Annotated in this window: 22 protein-coding genes and 1 tRNA gene; 11 read left to right on the forward strand and 12 right to left on the reverse strand. The window is 55.5% G+C overall.

Features of this window, described 5'->3' with window-relative positions; all coding sequences use genetic code 11:
• Positions 1-4 precede the first annotated feature (4 nt).
• The 7 genes from QMX86_RS06075 to QMX86_RS06105 all read right to left on the reverse strand — a co-directional run bounded on the left by QMX86_RS06075 (position 5) and on the right by QMX86_RS06105 (position 5,483).
• Positions 5-607, reverse strand: coding sequence for a terminase small subunit (locus QMX86_RS06075; protein ID WP_073473034.1), 603 nt, complete (start codon positions 605-607; stop codon positions 5-7).
• A 146-nt stretch (positions 608-753) separates the two neighbouring features.
• Entirely contained in the window at positions 754-1,098 is a 345-nt protein-coding gene (locus QMX86_RS06080) for a phage holin family protein (protein WP_073473576.1), read from the reverse strand.
• A gap of 191 nt (positions 1,099-1,289) precedes the next feature.
• Positions 1,290-1,772 carry a hypothetical protein gene (locus tag QMX86_RS06085; RefSeq protein WP_073473036.1) on the reverse strand — a complete coding sequence of 161 codons (483 nt, stop codon included), beginning with the start codon at positions 1,770-1,772 and terminating at the stop codon, positions 1,290-1,292.
• Positions 1,765-2,103 carry a hypothetical protein gene (locus QMX86_RS06090; protein ID WP_143170099.1) on the reverse strand — a complete coding sequence of 113 codons (339 nt, stop codon included), beginning with the start codon at positions 2,101-2,103 and terminating at the stop codon, positions 1,765-1,767. Before QMX86_RS06090 ends, QMX86_RS06085 begins: the two co-directional genes overlap by 8 nt.
• The gene (locus QMX86_RS06095) at positions 2,100-4,799 is read right to left on the reverse strand and encodes a DUF5906 domain-containing protein (RefSeq protein ID WP_073473038.1); all 2,700 of its coding nucleotides are present in this window, start codon (positions 4,797-4,799) and stop codon (positions 2,100-2,102) included. The genes QMX86_RS06090 and QMX86_RS06095 overlap by 4 nt, the downstream gene beginning before the upstream one ends.
• On the reverse strand, positions 4,796-5,002 hold the full coding sequence (locus tag QMX86_RS06100; RefSeq protein WP_073473040.1) for a TraR/DksA C4-type zinc finger protein: 207 nt from the start codon (positions 5,000-5,002) through the stop codon (positions 4,796-4,798). The genes QMX86_RS06095 and QMX86_RS06100 overlap by 4 nt, the downstream gene beginning before the upstream one ends.
• Positions 4,995-5,483, reverse strand: coding sequence for a phage regulatory CII family protein (locus tag QMX86_RS06105; protein WP_034156300.1), 489 nt, complete (start codon positions 5,481-5,483; stop codon positions 4,995-4,997). The genes QMX86_RS06100 and QMX86_RS06105 overlap by 8 nt, the downstream gene beginning before the upstream one ends.
• 466 nt (positions 5,484-5,949) lie before the next feature.
• Here QMX86_RS06105 and QMX86_RS06110 point away from each other — a divergent pair, with 466 nt between their 5' ends.
• The 11 genes from QMX86_RS06110 to QMX86_RS06160 all read left to right on the forward strand — a co-directional run bounded on the left by QMX86_RS06110 (position 5,950) and on the right by QMX86_RS06160 (position 13,238).
• Positions 5,950-6,747 (forward strand): helix-turn-helix transcriptional regulator, encoded by a 798-nt coding sequence (locus tag QMX86_RS06110; RefSeq protein ID WP_073473044.1) that lies wholly within the window; start codon positions 5,950-5,952, stop codon positions 6,745-6,747.
• A 353-nt stretch (positions 6,748-7,100) separates the two neighbouring features.
• Positions 7,101-7,472: a hypothetical protein gene (locus QMX86_RS06115; RefSeq protein WP_073473046.1), complete on the forward strand. Its 372-nt coding sequence runs from the start codon at positions 7,101-7,103 to the stop codon at positions 7,470-7,472.
• A gap of 10 nt (positions 7,473-7,482) precedes the next feature.
• Positions 7,483-7,758: a hypothetical protein gene (locus tag QMX86_RS06120; RefSeq protein WP_073473048.1), complete on the forward strand. Its 276-nt coding sequence runs from the start codon at positions 7,483-7,485 to the stop codon at positions 7,756-7,758.
• On the forward strand, positions 7,755-8,138 hold the full coding sequence (locus QMX86_RS06125; RefSeq protein ID WP_034156306.1) for a hypothetical protein: 384 nt from the start codon (positions 7,755-7,757) through the stop codon (positions 8,136-8,138). Before QMX86_RS06120 ends, QMX86_RS06125 begins: the two co-directional genes overlap by 4 nt.
• A complete protein-coding gene (locus QMX86_RS06130; RefSeq protein ID WP_073473050.1) occupies positions 8,135-8,377 on the forward strand; it encodes a pyocin activator PrtN family protein in 243 nt (80 codons plus the stop codon). The genes QMX86_RS06125 and QMX86_RS06130 overlap by 4 nt, the downstream gene beginning before the upstream one ends.
• Positions 8,378-8,437: 60 nt before the next feature.
• Positions 8,438-8,788 carry a hypothetical protein gene (locus QMX86_RS06135; RefSeq protein WP_073473053.1) on the forward strand — a complete coding sequence of 117 codons (351 nt, stop codon included), beginning with the start codon at positions 8,438-8,440 and terminating at the stop codon, positions 8,786-8,788.
• Positions 8,789-8,829: 41 nt separating this feature from the next.
• Positions 8,830-9,642 (forward strand): DUF2303 family protein, encoded by an 813-nt coding sequence (locus tag QMX86_RS06140; RefSeq protein ID WP_073473056.1) that lies wholly within the window; start codon positions 8,830-8,832, stop codon positions 9,640-9,642.
• Positions 9,643-9,715: 73 nt separating this feature from the next.
• Positions 9,716-10,123 carry a hypothetical protein gene (locus QMX86_RS06145; RefSeq protein WP_073473058.1) on the forward strand — a complete coding sequence of 136 codons (408 nt, stop codon included), beginning with the start codon at positions 9,716-9,718 and terminating at the stop codon, positions 10,121-10,123.
• A gap of 166 nt (positions 10,124-10,289) precedes the next feature.
• The gene (gene xisR / locus QMX86_RS06150; protein ID WP_073473060.1) at positions 10,290-10,505 is read left to right on the forward strand and encodes an excisionase family protein; all 216 of its coding nucleotides are present in this window, start codon (positions 10,290-10,292) and stop codon (positions 10,503-10,505) included.
• On the forward strand, positions 10,502-11,716 hold the full coding sequence (locus QMX86_RS06155) for a DUF3596 domain-containing protein (protein WP_073473062.1): 1,215 nt from the start codon (positions 10,502-10,504) through the stop codon (positions 11,714-11,716). The genes xisR and QMX86_RS06155 overlap by 4 nt, the downstream gene beginning before the upstream one ends.
• 94 nt (positions 11,717-11,810) lie before the next feature.
• Entirely contained in the window at positions 11,811-13,238 is a 1,428-nt protein-coding gene (locus QMX86_RS06160; protein WP_073473065.1) for a P-loop NTPase fold protein, read from the forward strand.
• A 324-nt stretch (positions 13,239-13,562) separates the two neighbouring features.
• Here the strand turns inward: QMX86_RS06160 and QMX86_RS06165 are convergent.
• The 5 genes from QMX86_RS06165 to dapA all read right to left on the reverse strand — a co-directional run bounded on the left by QMX86_RS06165 (position 13,563) and on the right by dapA (position 17,258).
• Positions 13,563-13,652: transfer RNA gene (locus QMX86_RS06165), tRNA-Ser, on the reverse strand.
• A gap of 84 nt (positions 13,653-13,736) precedes the next feature.
• Positions 13,737-14,450, reverse strand: coding sequence for a phosphoribosylaminoimidazolesuccinocarboxamide synthase (gene purC, locus QMX86_RS06170; RefSeq protein WP_016771262.1), 714 nt, complete (start codon positions 14,448-14,450; stop codon positions 13,737-13,739).
• A gap of 28 nt (positions 14,451-14,478) precedes the next feature.
• Positions 14,479-15,240: an MBL fold metallo-hydrolase gene (locus QMX86_RS06175; RefSeq protein ID WP_282382435.1), complete on the reverse strand. Its 762-nt coding sequence runs from the start codon at positions 15,238-15,240 to the stop codon at positions 14,479-14,481.
• A 6-nt stretch (positions 15,241-15,246) separates the two neighbouring features.
• Positions 15,247-16,362 carry an outer membrane protein assembly factor BamC gene (bamC, locus tag QMX86_RS06180; RefSeq protein WP_016771264.1) on the reverse strand — a complete coding sequence of 372 codons (1,116 nt, stop codon included), beginning with the start codon at positions 16,360-16,362 and terminating at the stop codon, positions 15,247-15,249.
• A gap of 17 nt (positions 16,363-16,379) precedes the next feature.
• On the reverse strand, positions 16,380-17,258 hold the full coding sequence (gene dapA, locus QMX86_RS06185) for a 4-hydroxy-tetrahydrodipicolinate synthase (RefSeq protein ID WP_016771265.1): 879 nt from the start codon (positions 17,256-17,258) through the stop codon (positions 16,380-16,382).
• Positions 17,259-17,553: the final 295 nt, after the last annotated feature.

Consider the following 17,553-nt stretch of genomic DNA (forward strand, 5'->3'; position numbering starts at 1 on the left):
AGGTTCAGTCCGTTGTCATGGCGTGGTCAAGGTCCGCTGCAGAGAGGCGCTCGGCTTCTTCCAGCGTTCGGCGGAAGGTGGCGGTCAGGTGTTTTTCGATCAGCCAAGGATCGGTCATGGCCGCAAGGTCATGGGACAGCTGCGGTAGCGGACCGAAAAGCTGATCGCGCAGCAAGCGGCCGGCGTTGTAGGCGCCGATTTCGACCGCTTCCTTGGCAACCAGTGAGCCCTGAGCTTTGCCCAGCTCAATCTCCGCCAGCTTGGCCATGTTGTGCTCACGCAGGGCGCGGGCCTTTTGGAAATCGGGCTGCTTGCCATCGCCAGTGAGAACCTGCGGCGGCGCAGCCGTGGAAGTCGGCTCGGTCTGAGTGGACAGTTGGCTGTAAACGTCACGCTGAATCCGGTCCTGCTGGTGTCGTTCGGCGACGGCGACCTTGCTCGGGTCTGCGGTGTCGCGAATCAGCGCTTCGGTGGCATGCACATCAACCTGTTTGCCGTTGGGCGAAAGCACCAAACGGTTGTTATCTTTCAGCCAGGTGATGTAACTCGGCGACCTGCCGAGCCGGGCCGCGAAGGCACTCTTCGACAGGTAGGTTGGTTCTGTCATGAGCCCTCCTTTTTCAACGTATTTCAATGAATCCTTTCAAGATTTCAATGATTGAAATTTCAGTAAGCTGAGGAACCTGCGGCTAACAGTTTCCCGCGGGTTTCCGACCCCGTACCCTCCGGATAACCCCAGGGTCCCCGGCGGTTTCAGGCTGCCCCGCCACCATTCGGCGGGACATCGCACACGCCAAGCCGCTTGGCAGCCCAGCGTTCGTACAAGCCGATGGCAACATCTGCACCGGCCATTGCCGTGAGACAACCCAAGGCGCCAGCCGTCCATAGCGACATGCCCGCCGCGATCATCAGCATCATTGCCGAGACTCCGCAGACAATGCAGGCACCGGATCGAAGCGCAAGCCGACGCATCAACGCCCAGCCCCGGGCACCATCCTTGTCTGCTCGCCACATCTCACCGGATACGCCGCCGACCAGAGCCAGGACGATCACCAACCAGATCGGCATTTCTGCCAGCGCTTGCTGCTCATTTGTCATGTTGTGCCTCAAGTGAAGGAGCATGCCGAACACAAAAAAGAAAACCCCGCCGGAGGGCAGGGTTTTCAATGTCGCGGCATACGCCAGGACGAAGTGCACAGCACGTGCTCGGGGAAGCGCCAAGGCGCAGAATCCATATCGTGGGGACTTTTTACCCCCTGAGTACGGAACCGAAAAGGGGGCATTTTCGGTTATCCAACTTGACGCAACTTTGAAGCAACTTTGAGGAGACTTTGAGGCAAAGCACCCCGACCAACGGTAAGCCACATTCGTGCGTCCTTGCGCTCGGCCAGCACCTCAAAGAGTCGCACATGAAGGCGGTGTACAAGATCGTAGTAGGTTTGCTTCGCCTTTGAGACGTAGCCCAGTTCGTGCATCTGCGCTGCCCATGTTGGTGCAGGGTCAAAGCCATAACGCATAACCGCCAACTGTTGCAGCCTTTCACCCCGACCATCTTGCCGGGCTATCTCGGAAAGGGCGGCACCAACTTCCTGTGCAATTGCATCTGGTCCCGCACCACCGCCGAGAAGAATCCGAGAACCGGGTGTGCCTCGCGGCGCGCAACCGCCCCACTCCATGATCGTCGCCATCGGGCTACCCATGCCTCCGGCTTCACCGCCGTGTCGGCATTGCTCGCCCCAATGTTTCAGCAATAACTCCATCGACTCAATCATTGCCCTGCCCCCGTAAAACCCAACCCGACACAGAAATACCCCAACCCGACACAAACCCAACACACATAAATCCCTTTAAATTCAATGCTTCAATCAAACTTGTGTTGAGTGTGTCGGGTTTGTTGGGTTTATCAGTCTTCGCATAAGAAAAAATTCCTTCCGTTGAATTCGTTGCAAAGAACGTCATGCATGCGCGTGCGCGACACAAAACCCAACACACCCCACACAACACCCGCGAAGGCATGTAATTCGGGCACTCAAATTGTGTGGGGTGTTCAAAATCAACCCGACACACACTCAACACACCCAACACACTTTTGAAAATAGTCATGCTGCAAGCGCCTTGATGTGATCCCAGCTGTCCACGTGCCAGCCCGCCAGCTTGGCCTTCGCCCGCCAGTTCTCTACCTGCTTGCCCAGCTCTGCCGCCTTGAGTGATGGGGGCGGGGAAGCATCCAGATCCACAGGAAAGAAAAACACGCCGAAGCGACGGTTATTGCCATCAGTCCAGGGTATCGCCCGCGTTTTATCCACCTCAGAACTGATGAATAGAGAGAACTTGGTCTGACTCATCACGTGCTCTTTGTTGCGCTGACACCATTCGAGAAATAACGAATAGAGATCGGTCGATAGACACGGTCCCCAAAGCCCATGCCCCAGCTCGCTGTACTTCCACAGATGCAAGAATGTTTGCCAGCCGGCCCGGCTCAAGGCCACCAAACGCTCACGCGCCTCGGTCGATGGCGGCCGCGTGCGCTGGTTGAAGTCCCCTAGATCGACCGACAGTAACCAACCGTAGAGCGCCGCCACCCCACCCTGCTCCAGTTCACGACCAATCGCCTTTTGCCTTGCGACTGGCAGGGTCTCCATAGGCCACATCACCAGCATTCGTCGATCACTGTCGCTAATTGGCCACGGAAGAATCTCGTTGCTGAGAAATACCGCATTCATATGGTTGGCTTCTTCCCAGCCATTAATGAACTTCGACTCCATCCGCACCGTTTTACCAGTGATCAAGTGCTTGATCTTGCCCACCTGGTTGTAACGCTGATCGCGACTGACCACCTCTTCGAAGACGGACCACAATTTGCGGCTTTGCCACGCGTTGAAACTGCTTTCCAATTGCGTCTGACCAACAGTCGCCGCGTATTGGCCGTAAAGCATGCCGAGTGCGTCAGCGAACAAAAGGCTCTTGCCCGAACCTTCCATGATCGAATGCATCAACACAGCGGTATCCATCTTGGCACCCAGGTGCTGCAGCGGATACGCCAGCCAGCGAGTTAGCCAATCGGTTGCAGCTTCATCGTGGTTACAAAGAAATGAAATCAGCCAACGCAGGTTGGCACACGCTGCATCATCCCTGACTGGCTCAAGCGGCAACCCGTCAAAGGTATTGATGTACACCGCAGGATCCTTCGTCATGGTCGGATCAAACACGATGTGTTCAACATCGACGGTGCGCCGCTCACTGCTGTTCAACCACAGCGGGTAAGTGTCACCCAGCGCCATCTTCACCGCGCCTTCGGCTATACGCCGCTTCTTTTCCCGATCCCAAACGTCTTTGGTGCCATCGATGTAAACGTAGCGATCGGTTGGAGACATCCCGAATGCACCGCCTTTCTTCCCAGCCATACGGCGCGCCTGCTCGATCTCGCGAACATGATCGTCAGAAATCAGCCTCTTTCCGGTGTCGTCCAACCAGGCTTTGGCCAGTGGCTTGCCCACACGAGCTTCGAAGGCGGACTTCTTCATTACCTTCGATTGGTCGCAGTCCCACACGTGCGTGGTGCCCTCGACCAACGCAAAACGACGCAGAATGTGATCCAACGTTATGACCTCCCCCGCCCCCACGTCAGGAGCAGGAGCGGCCTCGCTGGACGGGCATGTTTCGTCGGAGATCGGCCCGCTCATTTCATCGGATGGGGTGGGGGGAAGATCATTCGGATCTGGACGGGCGGCGTATTGCATGCCCAACATTCGTGCAGCATCCTTCACAGCCTTCGACTGGTCGCCACCGTGCTCGAGTAAGCAGAACACTTCAAAGGCGTCGTTCTGATGCCCGTTCGCGAGAGGGTCAGCACCGTGGTGCGAATAAACCTTGTCCTCACTGATCGTCACCCCTGGCAGACCGGTGCTGCTTTGAGGGTACAGCCACTTATTGCCTCGCTTGATGTATCCATGGGCACGAAGAAGCTCCGCAACATCGTGACAGCGGTTGAATTCATCAATTACCGAGGGCTGTTTGCCGCCACCGAGTGAAGGACGCTTTTGGGCTTTGACCGGTGGCTTTGGTGGCGCAACCGCCCATGGACACGCAGCTTCAGCATCTCGCTTAAAAAACTCCCAATTCTGCCAAATGGTAAGCAGCTCGTTGGTCAGCGTCGGCAGCCCGTCAGTAGCACTTGGAGCAGTTTTCCAGATGTAAGGTTTGCCGGTACCGGGATGAATTGATGGTGGAAATACGTCTTGCACCAATCCCGCACGTAGTTCAAAGACCGTGAAGCGTTTGAACGGCTCGGCTTCGGTTCGTGCAGCAGCTTCTGCGGAAAGATTACCCTGCTCTTTCGCAATCTTAGCCTTGTCCATCAACCCTTTGAAAATCGAACCGTCCGGGTCTTTTTCATTCGGCCATGAAAGTGAATGACGCGTGAGTTCGATGCCTTCCGGCACCTTGAACACCACCCGGAATCGCAGCGGATTCCCGACGATAGTCGGGAACACTACTGCCATCGCATCAAGGTCAAGGCCCAACAGTTCATACAGAACATGTCGCGTCCATTGAACGTCATCAACATCCAGTGAACAAACGCGGCTCGGCCCCAGCACGACGCCAAGGTTGTGATTTGGGTTTCGTTGCCAGAACGCCTCGGCCGTGTCGGCGTCGGTGATATAGCCTCCGGGCTTATTCCACCCTAGGCCTTTCGGAGCCTTTTCACCTGGATCAATCGATACGAGTGCCAAGTCAAAAGTACTGATGTAACGCTTTGCCCACTTAGCGATGGCTGTTCCTTTGCCCGATTCACTCATCGCCGGGCCTCCCGCAACTCCTGACAAGAGATGCAGGTCTCGCAACCTTCAACCTTCTGCTGTCGAAGCAACGGGATTGGTTCGTCGCAGTCGTCACAGAACTGCGCGCTAACGCGGCTCGATGGCACGCGGCGACTGCGATGAATAGCAACATCAAGCAGGTATTGCGCCTGCTCATTTGCGCGGTCGATATCATCAGCCATTGATGCGATCCTCCATCGCCTGACGAGCGCCCGCCATGATTCCAAGGACTTCGCGGATCACATCCATTCCGTGCTTTTCGAGATCCACGACTTCATGAAGCTCCCAGACGTTATCCGCCGCGCCGTCGTGCATCTTGGCCACGAATTCACCGGTTTCCCCGAGCAGCTTACCAACCGCTTTCAAGGCATCACGGGTTGCCGGTACGGCCACGGGCCGGTACCAAACCGCACCTGCTGGACGCATCAATGCATCCAGCAAGCGTGGATCAGCGGTCAGCCTGATCACTTCCTCAAGCTCATCTGGATTCAGCCAGCGGCGTTCTTCATCGAGCTTGAGTTTCTTCTGAAGGGTGTCGTTGTCCAACACCATTTCAAAGGCAAGGGCGGTGATTCCGCCCTTGTAGTCACGACCAGCGCGATAAATCGCTTGGCGTAGTGGCAGGACCGGACCAGCGTCCGGCAAAAGATCTGTGCGACTCATAACCGTAAATCCCCTGTTTACGGTGTAGCCATAGCCCAGGGCAAACCCTATCCTATGACCACGACCGATGTGCATGTGCTGTGTATCGTCGTAGTCGGGCTGGGGGATTCTTTGGTGAGAGGCCCCAGCTCGACACCTTTTAAGCGGCCCTAACCTTGCGGCGCGATCCGATTGGACGAATCTCTACCGCTGTACAGGCCCCCTTCTCATCAACCCGAACTCGAATATCTCGAGCTGAGTTGAGCATTTGAGAGACAGCGCTTTGCGATACCCCAATCAGTAAAGCGAGCTCTGGTTGTGTCTTACCCTCGGCGAAATCTCCCAAGGGAATTCCTATTTCGTTTGCCATCCACGTTTCCTCGAATGGGCGTTGCGGAATGGATATTAGTGTTACTTCTTTTAAACAGCAAGAAAAAAGACGTGCCGCTGTTTTGATAAAATAAGTCTTCCTTATAAATTGGGATGCATGATTACCTCGATATCCTTTTCTGCCGACGACGAGACCCGAAAAGCCGAAGCTATGCGCTTGAAGGCTATTTATCAGGACCGCAAACGGCATGATCCCTCCCTTACCCAGGACAAAATCGCCGATCTGTGCGAATGGGCTGGGCAAAGCGTTGTCAGCCAATACTTAAATGGCCGAATCCCTCTCAACATCGGAGCGCTGATCAAATTTTCGAATGTCTTGGGCTTTTCGCTTGAAGAGGTAAGTCCACGTCTCGCTGCTCTCGCCGAAATGCCCCGCCTGCGGCATTCGCAGAGCAGCAATGAAAGCTCGAGAACCCCCGACTGGGAAATGCATCAGATTGAAGTGTGGGATGACGAGACCCCGCTCGGGCCTGATGAGGTAGAGCTGCCGTTCTTTAAGGAAGTGGAATTGTCTGCGGGTAATGGATCTCAGGTTCGGCTTGAAACAAACGGACGCAAGCTTCGCTTCGGGAAACGCACTCTCAAAAGAAAAAGCATCGATCCTGCTTCTGCAGGTTGCGCTCCAGTAACTGGGAACAGCATGGAGCCAGTGCTTCCGGATGGCAGTACCGTGGGTGTAGACACCGCGAATACAGTCGTTCAGGACGGCAAGATGTACGCCATCGATCACGACGGACAGTTGCGTGTGAAGCTTCTCTATCGATTGCCAGGCTCAGGTTTGCGCCTACGGAGCTACAACACTGAGGAACACCCGGACGAACGCTACGATGGCGACTACGTCCAACAGCACATTCGTATCATCGGGAAGGTTTTCTGGTACTCGGTAATGCTTTAAAAGACCTCTCACCAAAGGCCCGTAAGGGTCTTTTTTTTCGTCTACTAATTTTATTTATCAATTTTTATAAGTGATACTGTTGACATATTAAATCAGTAACACTAATTTTGCATCGGAATCTACCTCTCACCAAAGAGATCAACCCATGCAAATCACACAGCAAAGCGACACCCGCCGCTCTCTGTTTACCTGCACCCCTCCGCATGCAGCAGTCGCGCCGCAGTTGAAGACCTACAGCTTCGCACGGGACTTCTCGTCGTCAGCAACCCCAAGGCCCGTACCGCCGCTATCAGGCCAGTCATTTTCGCTAACGCATCCGAAGCCACTGCCGGGCCGCTCGGAGACGATGCGGCATGAATAACTACCTCATCCCCCTCACTAAACAAGACCTGTTGCATCACATGCTCCAGGTTGGTGGAGGTGCCGTGTGCCCTCTTCAACGACCAGAGCAAACCATCTATGCAAGCTTTGATGTGGAGCTCACTCAAAACAGCGCAGTCGTCAGCGTTGAATTGGGAGGTCACACCGGCGAACTGACCCTCAAGCGGTCGGACCGAGCCAATCACCTGCACCTGCGGGATTTCATCCAGGACATTGCGAACGGCCGAATTGAATCAGCTCAACCCGCGCCACCCGAGCAGTCCGGCAGACTGGCGCAAATTGATCAAGCACTTGCGGACTCGGAAGCACTGCTTGCCCGCGTTCGCAAACTGATCGCTGCCTGAGGACTGCGCCATGAATCGCACCCTGGACGAAACAGCCGCATTGCTCGGAATCAAGCCCCGCGCCTTCCGCACCAGGTTGCGCGAGCTGAGCATTCTCAACAGCAGTGGCGACCTAGCCAGCCAGCACCGTGATCGCGGCTATCTGTATTCGGATCCGCGCAGCACAGTGATTCCGTCCCTCAACAAGTGCCGTCATTACTCCGTGGTGATGGTGAAGGAAGAAGGGATCGAATGGCTGGCCAAGAAGCTGGGAATCATCATTACCAAAAAGGACGCCGCTGCATGAAAACCAACAACCTCAATGCCTACACGCAAGCCCTCGGCGCCCTGAAGCTGATCCCGATCTACTTGAACTGCCCGGGGGTAGTCAGCCGCGCAACGCTCGTTGGCGCCTCGACGGAAGCCATCCAACTACTGGAAAGCATGCCCGTACTAAGCACCGAGCTGGCCGAGGTATTTCGCTGCGTCAACAACGTGATCCTTGACGGGCAAGTCGCATACGTTACGCCGACCAACTCGCCTGAGTTCCCATTCGGCGCCGTGGTGGCTGATGCCAAGGGCAACATCTGCGCGGCTGCCATGGGCAAAAGTAAAGAAGGCCTCGCCGAGCTGATTCGCCTCAAGTTGCTGCCCCCATCGGAGGGGTACGGGGAGAACGCAGCGTGAGCAACACACTAGAGCAATTGCGACGTCAGTTCGCTACTCCATGCCCGACCTTGGCAGCAGTTCGGGAACAGTACTTCGCACACATCCGCACCGACCGCTACCTACTGGCCGAGATCAAGGCAGGTCGTATCGCGCTGGTCGTGAAGCGTTTGCACGGGTCGGCTCGCGCACAACGAGTGGTGTACCTGCACGACCTGGCCGAGTTCCTCGACGCCCAAGCGGCAAAGCAAGCGGCTTGATTTCAACGGTCGCCTCTGCCGTCCAGAGGCACACAAATCGCACATCAATAGGCACAGCACATGAAACCTACGGATACGGCCGAATTCATCGGCGAACTCAACGCAGGCGTCTTCGCCAATCAGATCGGTCACGCCCTTTCTGAAGTGGCATCGGGAGTTGTTGATAACGGCAAGGTCGGCTCAGTCACTCTGACCTTTACCTTGAAACAGATCGCCAACAGTCATCAAGTCACCGTCAATCACAAGCTCGCCTACAAGGTGCCTACCAAACGCGGCAGCCGTACGGAGGACACCACCCTCGATACCCCGATGCACGTCAATGAGGGAGGTCGCCTGACTTTGTTCGCCGAAGCCCCCCGCGCCGGTCAGCTATTCAACCGCGACGACGCACCGATTCACGCGAAGTCCTAAACCGTTCGATTCCCAACCTCTCACCAAAGGAAGTCGATTCAATGGAAGCCAAAGCAATTCAATTGATTCAGGACACCGCCGTTCTGGCCTATGCCAAGCCGCTGGATACTTTCACCCCAGCGTTGGTATTGCCGTCTGACCAGAAGATCCACAGCATCGAGAAATTTCAAGCCGCTCGTAGCCGGTTCCGCGGCGCTCTCACCACTCACTCGCTGCTGGACTTCGGCAATTACGTAATGACGCAAAGTGCCGAGGTTGTCGCGTCTGGTTTTGTGGACGCAGAAGCAATGTTGTGCACAGTCATTTTCAACCTGGGCGACACCAAGTCGCCAGGGCATGGCGACTTCACCGCCACCCTGAACTTGAGAAAAACCGCTGCCTTCCGGGCGCTGGAACGTGCAGCCTCCATTCAGTTCGCGCAGAAAGAACTCAGCGACTGGATCGAGGATTGGGCATCGAATCTCCAAGCCCTCGCGGCCGATGACAGCCCCATCGATTTGCGTAAAGCCGCGAGCGCCATCCGCTCCATCAGCATCGAGCAAGCACGCAAGAGCGAACATATCGTCGGTGACCTAAGCGCCTCTCGGTCAGCAATGGACCAGATTGAGGCCAAGTCCTCAGAAGGGTTGCCTGCTGAATTCCTGTTCACCGTCGAGCCATATGAAGGGCTGAAAGTCCAGATCATCCGCCTGCGTGTAGCCGTTCTCACCGGCGGGGACAAACCTTTGCTGCGCCTGCGCTGGATTGGAGAAGAACAGCTTCGCGAAGACTTGGCACAAGAATTCAAGGAAGTCGTGCAGCACGAAGTTGGTGGCGGCGCGAAGTTAACTATCGGCAGTTTCAACTTGGGCTAACCAACACGCACTCCCCCTCCGCCGGCCTCTCACCAAGCATCCCGGCGGAGGGATCTACTGAGGTTCACAGCACATGACTGCAATTCAAATCTGCGCACTTATCACCCTAATCGTCTTGGCCGGACTACTTGTCTGGGCCGGTTATTTAATGGGGCATAACGACGGTATGTCCGCAGGCATGAAAGAAAGCGATGCGACCCAACGCGCCGAAAGCGCAAAGACCATTCGCGAATTGAAGGCTTCCCTCGACTTCATTAAGGCTGACCACGCCCGACTGGCGCGATTCAGCAAGCGTCTTCAAGAAGGACTGTCACTCGGCGAAACCGAACGCCAGACGCTCCTCAACATCGCCGAGAAGCTTCGGATTGCCGCCGAGACGTTCGCCGCCTTCCGCACTGGTAAAAAACTCGAAAGAGACACGATTGCGCTGCGTGATAAGGCGCTTGCCATGGCAGCCATTCTTGCTCCGGTGAACACATGACAGCGCTACGCCGAACGGTTCGAATTCGCCGAGGGCAAATGCCACCTCTCGACTTACAAACCATCTGCGACAAGTGCGACACATCGCGAGCACATGGCAACCATCAACAATGCAGCAAGCAGCGCCAAGCCGAAGGTATCGCCCGGCGAGCAGCGGAGAAATCACAATGAGTGCAGCAGAGAAAATTGACTTTCACATCACACCGGGCGCCTGGTTCCGCCAAGACTTGCTGTACCCGGTTTTCGGCTTGAGCACCGAAGCAGTCCGCAAGTACCGCACCCGAGGCCTGTGGCTTGAAGGCAAGCACTGGCGGTATGACCCTGCCAATGTAATCGTCTACAACCGCGCAGCCATTGAGCGCTGGATGGAAGGGAAACCATGATCGATAAGATGCCGACCGGCGTTGAGATGAACGGCAAGCAGCTGCGCATCTGGTTCATCTTCAATGGCCAACGGTGCCGGGAACCGCTGGAAGGGATCTCGAAAGTAAACAAGGCCGCTATTGCGTATGCGGATAACAAGCGTCGGACCATCCTCACCGAAATCAAAGAGGGTCGTTTCGACTACGCGGCGCACTTTCCGAAATCACCCAGGGCTGCAATGTTCACAGGCACTGGCGGCCCTTCGCTGAAGCGTACGGTGAAGGAAGGCATTGATCGCTGGCTAGAGGTTCAGCGCGCGCTCAAAGCTTCAAGTACCGTCGTTAACTACGTGAGCAAAGCAGTACACGTCGAGAAGAAATTCGGTAAGCGTCGAATCGTCGACATCAGCAAGAGCGACATCGAGCTGTTTCAAGCTCAGTTGCTGAAGCAAGGTCTGGCCCCGAAGACAGTGAACGACATTTTCACTGTCGTTCGCGGAGTCTGGGCCGACGCATTCGGGGACGGAATACTGAAAGCCAACCCCCTCGACCGGATCAGCAACGTCGGGTCAGACGTCGACCTCGAGCATGCTGACCCCTTCAGTCGCACCGAGATCGCGTTGATCGGTAAAGCGGACCCTAGCCGGCGAGCTGATGCCCGAATGATTGAGTTCAACTGCTGGGCCGGGCTGTCTCTGTCCGAGCTTATCGGACTGGCTGCTGAAGACGTAGACCTCCAAGCCGGCCTGGTACACGTCCGGCGGGCATTGGTAGTAGGAGAATTCAAAGTTCCCAAGGAACGCTCAAGGGTACGAGTCATTGAGTTGATAGACCCTGCCCTTGAACTTATGAGGGAGATCGTGGCCGCCGCTAAGGACGCACAAGCCGAAGAGATCACGGTTATCCAACGCGACAACATCACTTCCAAGAAAATGAAAGTGAGGTTCCTTTTCCGCAGCTCCACCAGCGGCTTACTCTGGAGCGGCAAAACATTGAGCAACTGGTTCACAGCTCATCTTAAAAAAGCTGAAGTGCGTCATCGAGGTGCGAATCAGTGCCGCCACACTTTTGCCAGTCAAATGCTTTCCAGCTACGTACCAGTTGAATGGGTAGCACGGCAACTTGGACATGCTGATACGACCATGGTCAGAAAACATTACGGAAGGTGGATACCTAAAGATACCAAAAGCATGGCGGGGATGGTTTCAAAAATGCTGGGGTTTAGACCATAATTTTTGTTTATTTTACTATCTCCATATTTTTGCTAGAGTCAAATCTGACCAAAATTCTTCTGCTGCGATCAGAACTCTATAGGAGAGCTATAAATTGGGTACTTATATCGAAGGCGAGCCTTGGGCTTTGGATCAGATGAACAGAAAAGGGGTTGCAAAATTCCTTACTCAGTACCTCGATGCGACTCCAAAGATAAATGTTCTAAATGTGAACTCAGCCTGGGGATCAGGGAAAACCTTTTTTCTTAAAAACTGGGTAGCGGAGCAATCATCTGATAGAGCATGTGTATATTTTAATGCTTGGGAAACAGATTTTTCAGGAGATGCATTTGTTTCCTTAGTTGCAACTATAAAAGATCAACTGCACGATGTTATCGGACCGCTACAAGAAGCTGACAATCTGATAAAAAAATTCACAAGCAAAGCGTCTAAAACTTTGATTGCTGCGACACCAGCACTAGCTAAAGGAGTAGTGAAAAAATTTACGGGCGTAGACATTGGACTGTTCTCAGAAGTGGCAGATAGCGACGCCCTAGCAGATGCCGCTGAGAAAGCAGTTGAAAAATTGATTGAAACAAACAAAGAGACACTTGCAATAGTTGAAGATTTCAAAAAAGTATTTCACGAACTGGTAGTTCTTTCATCTCGTCAACTTGCCGCAGGAGGCACTGAGAAACCGGTTTATATTTTTATCGACGAGCTGGATCGCTGCCGCCCCACCTTCGCAATCGAACTTTTAGAGAGAATAAAGCATCTATTCGAAGTATCAGGATGCAAATTCATAATTGCAACCGACACTCTTCAGCTCAGTCACTCGATAAGAGCTGTTTACGGCACAGGGTTTGCCTCGGAAAAATACTTAAAACGCTTTTTCGACGCCGAATTTACTTTGGACAATACCGATATAGGCGCATGGGTGAAGGCCAACTTTACCTACACAACAGAAGACGCCATTGTAGGACTTAACAACATTGTCGAGGTCGGACGAACTTTTTCTCACTTTGATGCAGAGCCGGTAAAGCCTGACCCACAAGCTATTCTTTCAGGACCGCACCAACTCAACCAACATCAAGCAGTAATACTAGCCCTAGCTTTAACATTCAAGTCAAAGCTAAGAGAGCTAGAGAAAATATCGATGCAAATAAATGCGGTTCGAACAAACTGTAAATCTAATGGCTTCCACTTGTTTTGGGCCGCTTATTTGGTATTTTTAAAAGATGAATCACCTGATCTTTACGAAATGGCCATTCGAGGCGATTACACAAACGCACTCAGACAAATAGAAAAAATCTACAACGGGAAGATTCTTTACTTCTTAATATCAAATATATCCATCCATGAAATATTTTCAATCTATCTAACCAGATATAGAGAAGGAAAAGAATCTGCCCGACAGAGTATGCACAGAGCTTCAGGTAGCGAATTGGGATATATAGATCGAGCAAACTCGGCTTTTTATAGTGAGTTCGAACAGATGAGGAATTATACAACCCTTGTTGAACTCGCCCACAGTATTGAATAGCGACAGGATAACCGACGCACAAGGAGAGGCACCTCTCGCGCCGCCTGAAGCCTCTCCGCCATCAAACCTACTTTTCCAACGCCACCCCACTCGACCGACCACTCTAAGTCTCAGGTGGAGCTACAGGGTCTCTGTGGCAGCACTGAGGGGTCATAACGCGCAGTGTTAATACATTTCATCCCAAGGTTTTGCTCAGGGCAGACATCAAGCCGAGACGACCTGCTGGAGCAGCTGTATGCCCTAATAATGCCCTAATCAGAACGACACAAACGAAAAAGCCCCCGTAATCATCAATGATTACGGGGGCTTCGTCTTGTTCAATAATGGCGGAGAGATAGGGATTCGAACCCTAGGTACCGGTGAAGGTACAACGGATTTCGAATCCGTCCCATTCGGCCACTCTGGCATCTCTCCAACGGCGCGCATCATAACAACACTTTCGTTGGTTGCGAACCCCCCAAACGAAATTTTTTCCGTGCTATCAGATGCTTGCGTCGATTAAAGCGGTACGCCCAGACGAGCGGCGACTTCTTCGTAGGCTTCGATGACGTCACCGAGGCCCTGGCGGAAGCGGTCCTTGTCCATCTTCTTCTTGGTGTCCTTGTCCCACAGACGGCAGCCGTCCGGGCTGAACTCGTCGCCGAGGACGATGGAGCCGTCGCTGAACACGCCGAATTCAAGCTTGAAATCGACCAGAAGCAGGCCGGCGTCGTCGAACAGTTTGCTCAGGACTTCGTTGACCTTGAGCGACAGTTCCTTCATGCGCGCCAGTTGCTCGGCGGTACCCCAGCCGAATGCCACGACGTGGGATTCGTTGATGAACGGGTCGCCCTTGGCGTCGTCCTTCAAGAACAGTTCGAAGGTGTACGGGTTGAGCTTCATGCCCTCCTCGACGCCCAGACGCTTGACCAGGCTGCCGGCGGCATAGTTACGCACGACGCATTCGACCGGGATCATGTCGAGCTTCTTCACCAGGCATTCGTTGTCGCCCAGCAGTTTGTCGAACTGGGTCGGCACGCCGGCCGCTTCGAGTTTCTGCATGATGAAGGCGTTGAACTTGTTGTTCACCATACCCTTGCGATCAAGCTGTTCGATGCGCTTGCCGTCGAACGCCGAAGTGTCGTTGCGAAACAGCAGGATCAAGCGGTCAGCGTCGTCGGTCTTGTAAACCGATTTGGCTTTGCCGCGGTAGAGTTCTTCACGTTTTTCCATGATGGGCTCCGCTTGCTAAGTAGGTGGGCTAGGCGATGTGGCGCCAGTCGAGCCCTGAATCTTGATCGGCCAGTTGCAGCCAGTCCGGGTCGCACCCGAGGGTGTCGACAAAACATTGCCGGGCCAGCTGCGGCAGGTTGTTCTTGCTGCTCAGATGGGCCAGCACCAGGTGTTGCAAACCCTGCCAGCCCAACTCGGCCACCAGGAATGCCGCCTGATGGTTGTTCAGATGTCCGCGTTCGCCGCCCACCCGTTGCTTGAGAAAGTACGGGTAGTGACCACGGGCCAGCATGTCGCGGCAATGGTTCGACTCGATCATCAATGCATCGAGTTCCCGATAGCCATCCAGCACCCGCTCGCAGAACGATCCCAGGTCGGTCAACAGGCCGAAGCGCCGCTGTTCCTGATCGCTGAAAACGTACTGGGTCGGCTCCTGCGCGTCATGGGCCACGGCAATGACCCCGACGTTCAGTGCGCCGATCTGCAGTTGCTCGCCGCCGGCCAGAAAGCCTGCCGGTTCAAGCGGTTTGCGCATCCCGCGCAACGTGCCACGACTGAGGTAGACCGGCAGATTGTAGCGCCGAGACAGCAAACCCACGCCATGCACGTGGTCGGCATGTTCGTGGGTCACAAGTATCGCGCTCAGTTGCGCCGGGTGAACACCCAGGCGCAACAGACGTCTTTCGGTTTCCCGCAGGGAAAAACCACAATCCACCAGCACGTACGTATCAGCACTGGCGATCAGCGTGCCGTTCCCTTGGCTACCGCTGCCGAGAACGGCAAAACGCATATCGGATCAGCCCAGGTTGTCCTGAATCACGCTCAACACTTTACGCGCGACATCGGCCGGCGCGACGGTGTTGATGTTCTTTTCGACGGTAACCTGGATGTTCTCGCCCACCTTGCTCAGGCGAACCTGATAACGCTCGGCGCGGGCTTCGACTTCTTCCTTGCTCGGCGCACTGCCGAACAGGCTGCTGAAGAAGCCAGGCTTGTCGTCTTTCTTCTCGGCTTTTTCGGCCAGGTTGATGTAGTACAGGCCCAGGCTGCGGTTGATGTCTTCAACGCGCCATTCGCCCTGTTCCAGCGCACGGCCGACGCTCGACCAGGCGCGGTCCAGATCGGTACCGACGTTCAATACCGGGTTGCCGCTGCCGTCTTCGTTCAGGCTGACACGGCTCGGCGCGTCGAAATCACGCGAGGCCAGCATCGACACCGAACCGCCCTTCTCGGACGTGCGGCTCATGCTCGCGAGCATGTCGTCGACCAGCGCAGCGTCCAGGCCAGTGTTGACCGAACGGTTGGTGAAAGCCACGTCGGCCGTGCTGCCGGCAGGACGCTCGGCGCTGACCACGTAGATCTCACTGGTGTTGCGCTGCACGCCCGGCTCGATGCGCACACGCACGCGGGTTTCGCTGTCGCTGGCAATACCGGCCGCACTCAGGCGTTTGGCCATCGATGCGGACAACTCGTCGGAGTGCTGCCAGGTGGTGGTGAACTCACCGGTCTGCGGACGCTGTTCATCCAGACGGAAACCGTTGTCCTGGAAGAACTGCAGCGCCACTGGCCAGACTTCGGCCGGCGGGTGCTGAGCCACGACCCAACGCGAATCACCGCTCTTCTGCAGCGAGTAATCAGTTGCGTCGGCAACCGCCGAAAGCGGCTGAGGACGCGGCACGACGTATTCGCCCGTCGCGGTGTCATCGGCCACGTTGCGCGGGATCGGCAACAGCGGATCGAGACGCTTGGCAGTGCTTACATCCGGTGGCAATTGCATCGGTGCAGTCTGTTGCGCTTGCAGGTAATCGCTTCCACGGTCGCGGAAATAACCTTCCGGCCCCCAGACCCATCCGCAGCCACTGGTGCTGGAGATAATCAAGGCAAGTGCGGAAAGTCCGGCCATTCGCTTCATGCGTTGTACTTCCTCAATTAAACCAGGACGTTGCACTGGCGCAGGGCCGAGCGCAGCGTTTCATGACAAGGGGTGCTCAGCCAGGTCAGTGGCAGGCGGATGCCTTCGTGCATCAGGCCCATTTCGACCAAAGCCCACTTCACCGGAATCGGGTTGGCTTCGATGAACAGGTCCTTGTGCAGCGGCATCAGTTTTTCGTTGATTGCGCGTGCGGTATCGGCGTCGCCCTTCAGCGCGGCCTCGCACAGGTCAGCCATTTCGCGCGGGGCGACGTTGGCGGTGACCGAAATGTTGCCTTTGCCGCCCAGCAGGATCAGCTCGACAGCGGTCGGATCATCGCCGGACAGCACGATGAAATCCTTGCTCACGCCATCGATGATCGCTTTGGCGCGCTTGAGGTCGCCGGTGGCTTCCTTGATGCCGATGATGTTCGGCACGGTGGACAGGCGAATCACGGTCTCGGCCTGCATGTCGCAGGAGGTGCGGCCGGGAACGTTGTAGAGAATCTGCGGAATGTCGACCGCTTCAGCGATGTGCTTGAAGTGCTGGTACAGGCCTTCCTGGGTCGGCTTGTTGTAATAAGGAACCACCAGCAGGCAGGCATCGGCGCCGGCGGCCTTGGCGTTGCGGGTCAGCTCGACGGCTTCGCGGGTCGAATTGGCGCCGGTGCCGGCGATGACCGGAATGCGCCCGGCAACCTGTTTGACCACGGCTTTGATGACGGCGATGTGCTCTTCTACATCAAGGGTGGCCGACTCGCCGGTAGTACCGACGGCGACGATGGCATGGGTGCCGTTCTTGAGGTGGAAGTCCACGAGTTTGCTGAGGCTGTCCCAGTCAAGACGCCCTTGTGCATCCATGGGAGTGACCAGTGCCACCATACTGCCCGCAATCATGAAACCGCTCCTGCCGGAAAAAGAGAGCGGTAATGGTACTGGCGCCAAGATGCTTGCACAAGCGAAGTACTGCGCCGCCGCCATTCCCCTTGGCGCCGCTTTTCGCTACCCTTCAGACTTTGATCGGTACAGATCAGCTTGTACGCCGGGTTTCAGCCTCCCCTTTCGGCCTCCCAGGCCCCGTTCCTGCGTCGCATCGACGCGCTCCCGCACAGCGGAGCGAGCCGCGAACGCTGGCCGGGGCTCTTTATACGGACCGCCAGAACAGGCACTCCCGGCCGCCAACGCCCGTCAA

The sequence above is a fragment of the Pseudomonas sp. PS01270 genome (assembly GCF_029959775.1).
Lineage (GTDB): Bacteria > Pseudomonadota > Gammaproteobacteria > Pseudomonadales > Pseudomonadaceae > Aquipseudomonas > Aquipseudomonas atacamensis.

Excerpts from the sequence above, each read along its gene's own strand:
- QMX86_RS06090 (WP_143170099.1), bottom strand. The coding sequence starts at position 2,103 with ATGACTATTTTCAAAAGTGTGTTGGGTGTGTTGAGTGTGTGTCGGGTT.
- QMX86_RS06120 (WP_073473048.1), top strand. The coding sequence starts at position 7,483 with ATGAATCGCACCCTGGACGAAACAGCCGCATTGCTCGGAATCAAGCCC.
- purC (WP_016771262.1), bottom strand. The coding sequence starts at position 14,450 with ATGGAAAAACGTGAAGAACTCTACCGCGGCAAAGCCAAATCGGTTTAC.
- QMX86_RS06110 (WP_073473044.1), top strand. The coding sequence starts at position 5,950 with ATGATTACCTCGATATCCTTTTCTGCCGACGACGAGACCCGAAAAGCC.
- QMX86_RS06100 (WP_073473040.1), bottom strand. The coding sequence starts at position 5,002 with ATGGCTGATGATATCGACCGCGCAAATGAGCAGGCGCAATACCTGCTT.
- QMX86_RS06115 (WP_073473046.1), top strand. The coding sequence starts at position 7,101 with ATGAATAACTACCTCATCCCCCTCACTAAACAAGACCTGTTGCATCAC.
- QMX86_RS06175 (WP_282382435.1), bottom strand. The coding sequence starts at position 15,240 with ATGCGTTTTGCCGTTCTCGGCAGCGGTAGCCAAGGGAACGGCACGCTG.
- QMX86_RS06095 (WP_073473038.1), bottom strand. The coding sequence starts at position 4,799 with ATGAGTGAATCGGGCAAAGGAACAGCCATCGCTAAGTGGGCAAAGCGT.
- QMX86_RS06105 (WP_034156300.1), bottom strand. The coding sequence starts at position 5,483 with ATGAGTCGCACAGATCTTTTGCCGGACGCTGGTCCGGTCCTGCCACTA.
- xisR (WP_073473060.1), top strand. The coding sequence starts at position 10,290 with ATGAGTGCAGCAGAGAAAATTGACTTTCACATCACACCGGGCGCCTGG.
- QMX86_RS06080 (WP_073473576.1), bottom strand. The coding sequence starts at position 1,098 with ATGACAAATGAGCAGCAAGCGCTGGCAGAAATGCCGATCTGGTTGGTG.
- QMX86_RS06085 (WP_073473036.1), bottom strand. The coding sequence starts at position 1,772 with ATGATTGAGTCGATGGAGTTATTGCTGAAACATTGGGGCGAGCAATGC.
- QMX86_RS06155 (WP_073473062.1), top strand. The coding sequence starts at position 10,502 with ATGATCGATAAGATGCCGACCGGCGTTGAGATGAACGGCAAGCAGCTG.
- QMX86_RS06075 (WP_073473034.1), bottom strand. The coding sequence starts at position 607 with ATGACAGAACCAACCTACCTGTCGAAGAGTGCCTTCGCGGCCCGGCTC.
- bamC (WP_016771264.1), bottom strand. The coding sequence starts at position 16,362 with ATGAAGCGAATGGCCGGACTTTCCGCACTTGCCTTGATTATCTCCAGC.
- QMX86_RS06140 (WP_073473056.1), top strand. The coding sequence starts at position 8,830 with ATGGAAGCCAAAGCAATTCAATTGATTCAGGACACCGCCGTTCTGGCC.
- QMX86_RS06125 (WP_034156306.1), top strand. The coding sequence starts at position 7,755 with ATGAAAACCAACAACCTCAATGCCTACACGCAAGCCCTCGGCGCCCTG.
- QMX86_RS06145 (WP_073473058.1), top strand. The coding sequence starts at position 9,716 with ATGACTGCAATTCAAATCTGCGCACTTATCACCCTAATCGTCTTGGCC.
- dapA (WP_016771265.1), bottom strand. The coding sequence starts at position 17,258 with ATGATTGCGGGCAGTATGGTGGCACTGGTCACTCCCATGGATGCACAA.
- QMX86_RS06135 (WP_073473053.1), top strand. The coding sequence starts at position 8,438 with ATGAAACCTACGGATACGGCCGAATTCATCGGCGAACTCAACGCAGGC.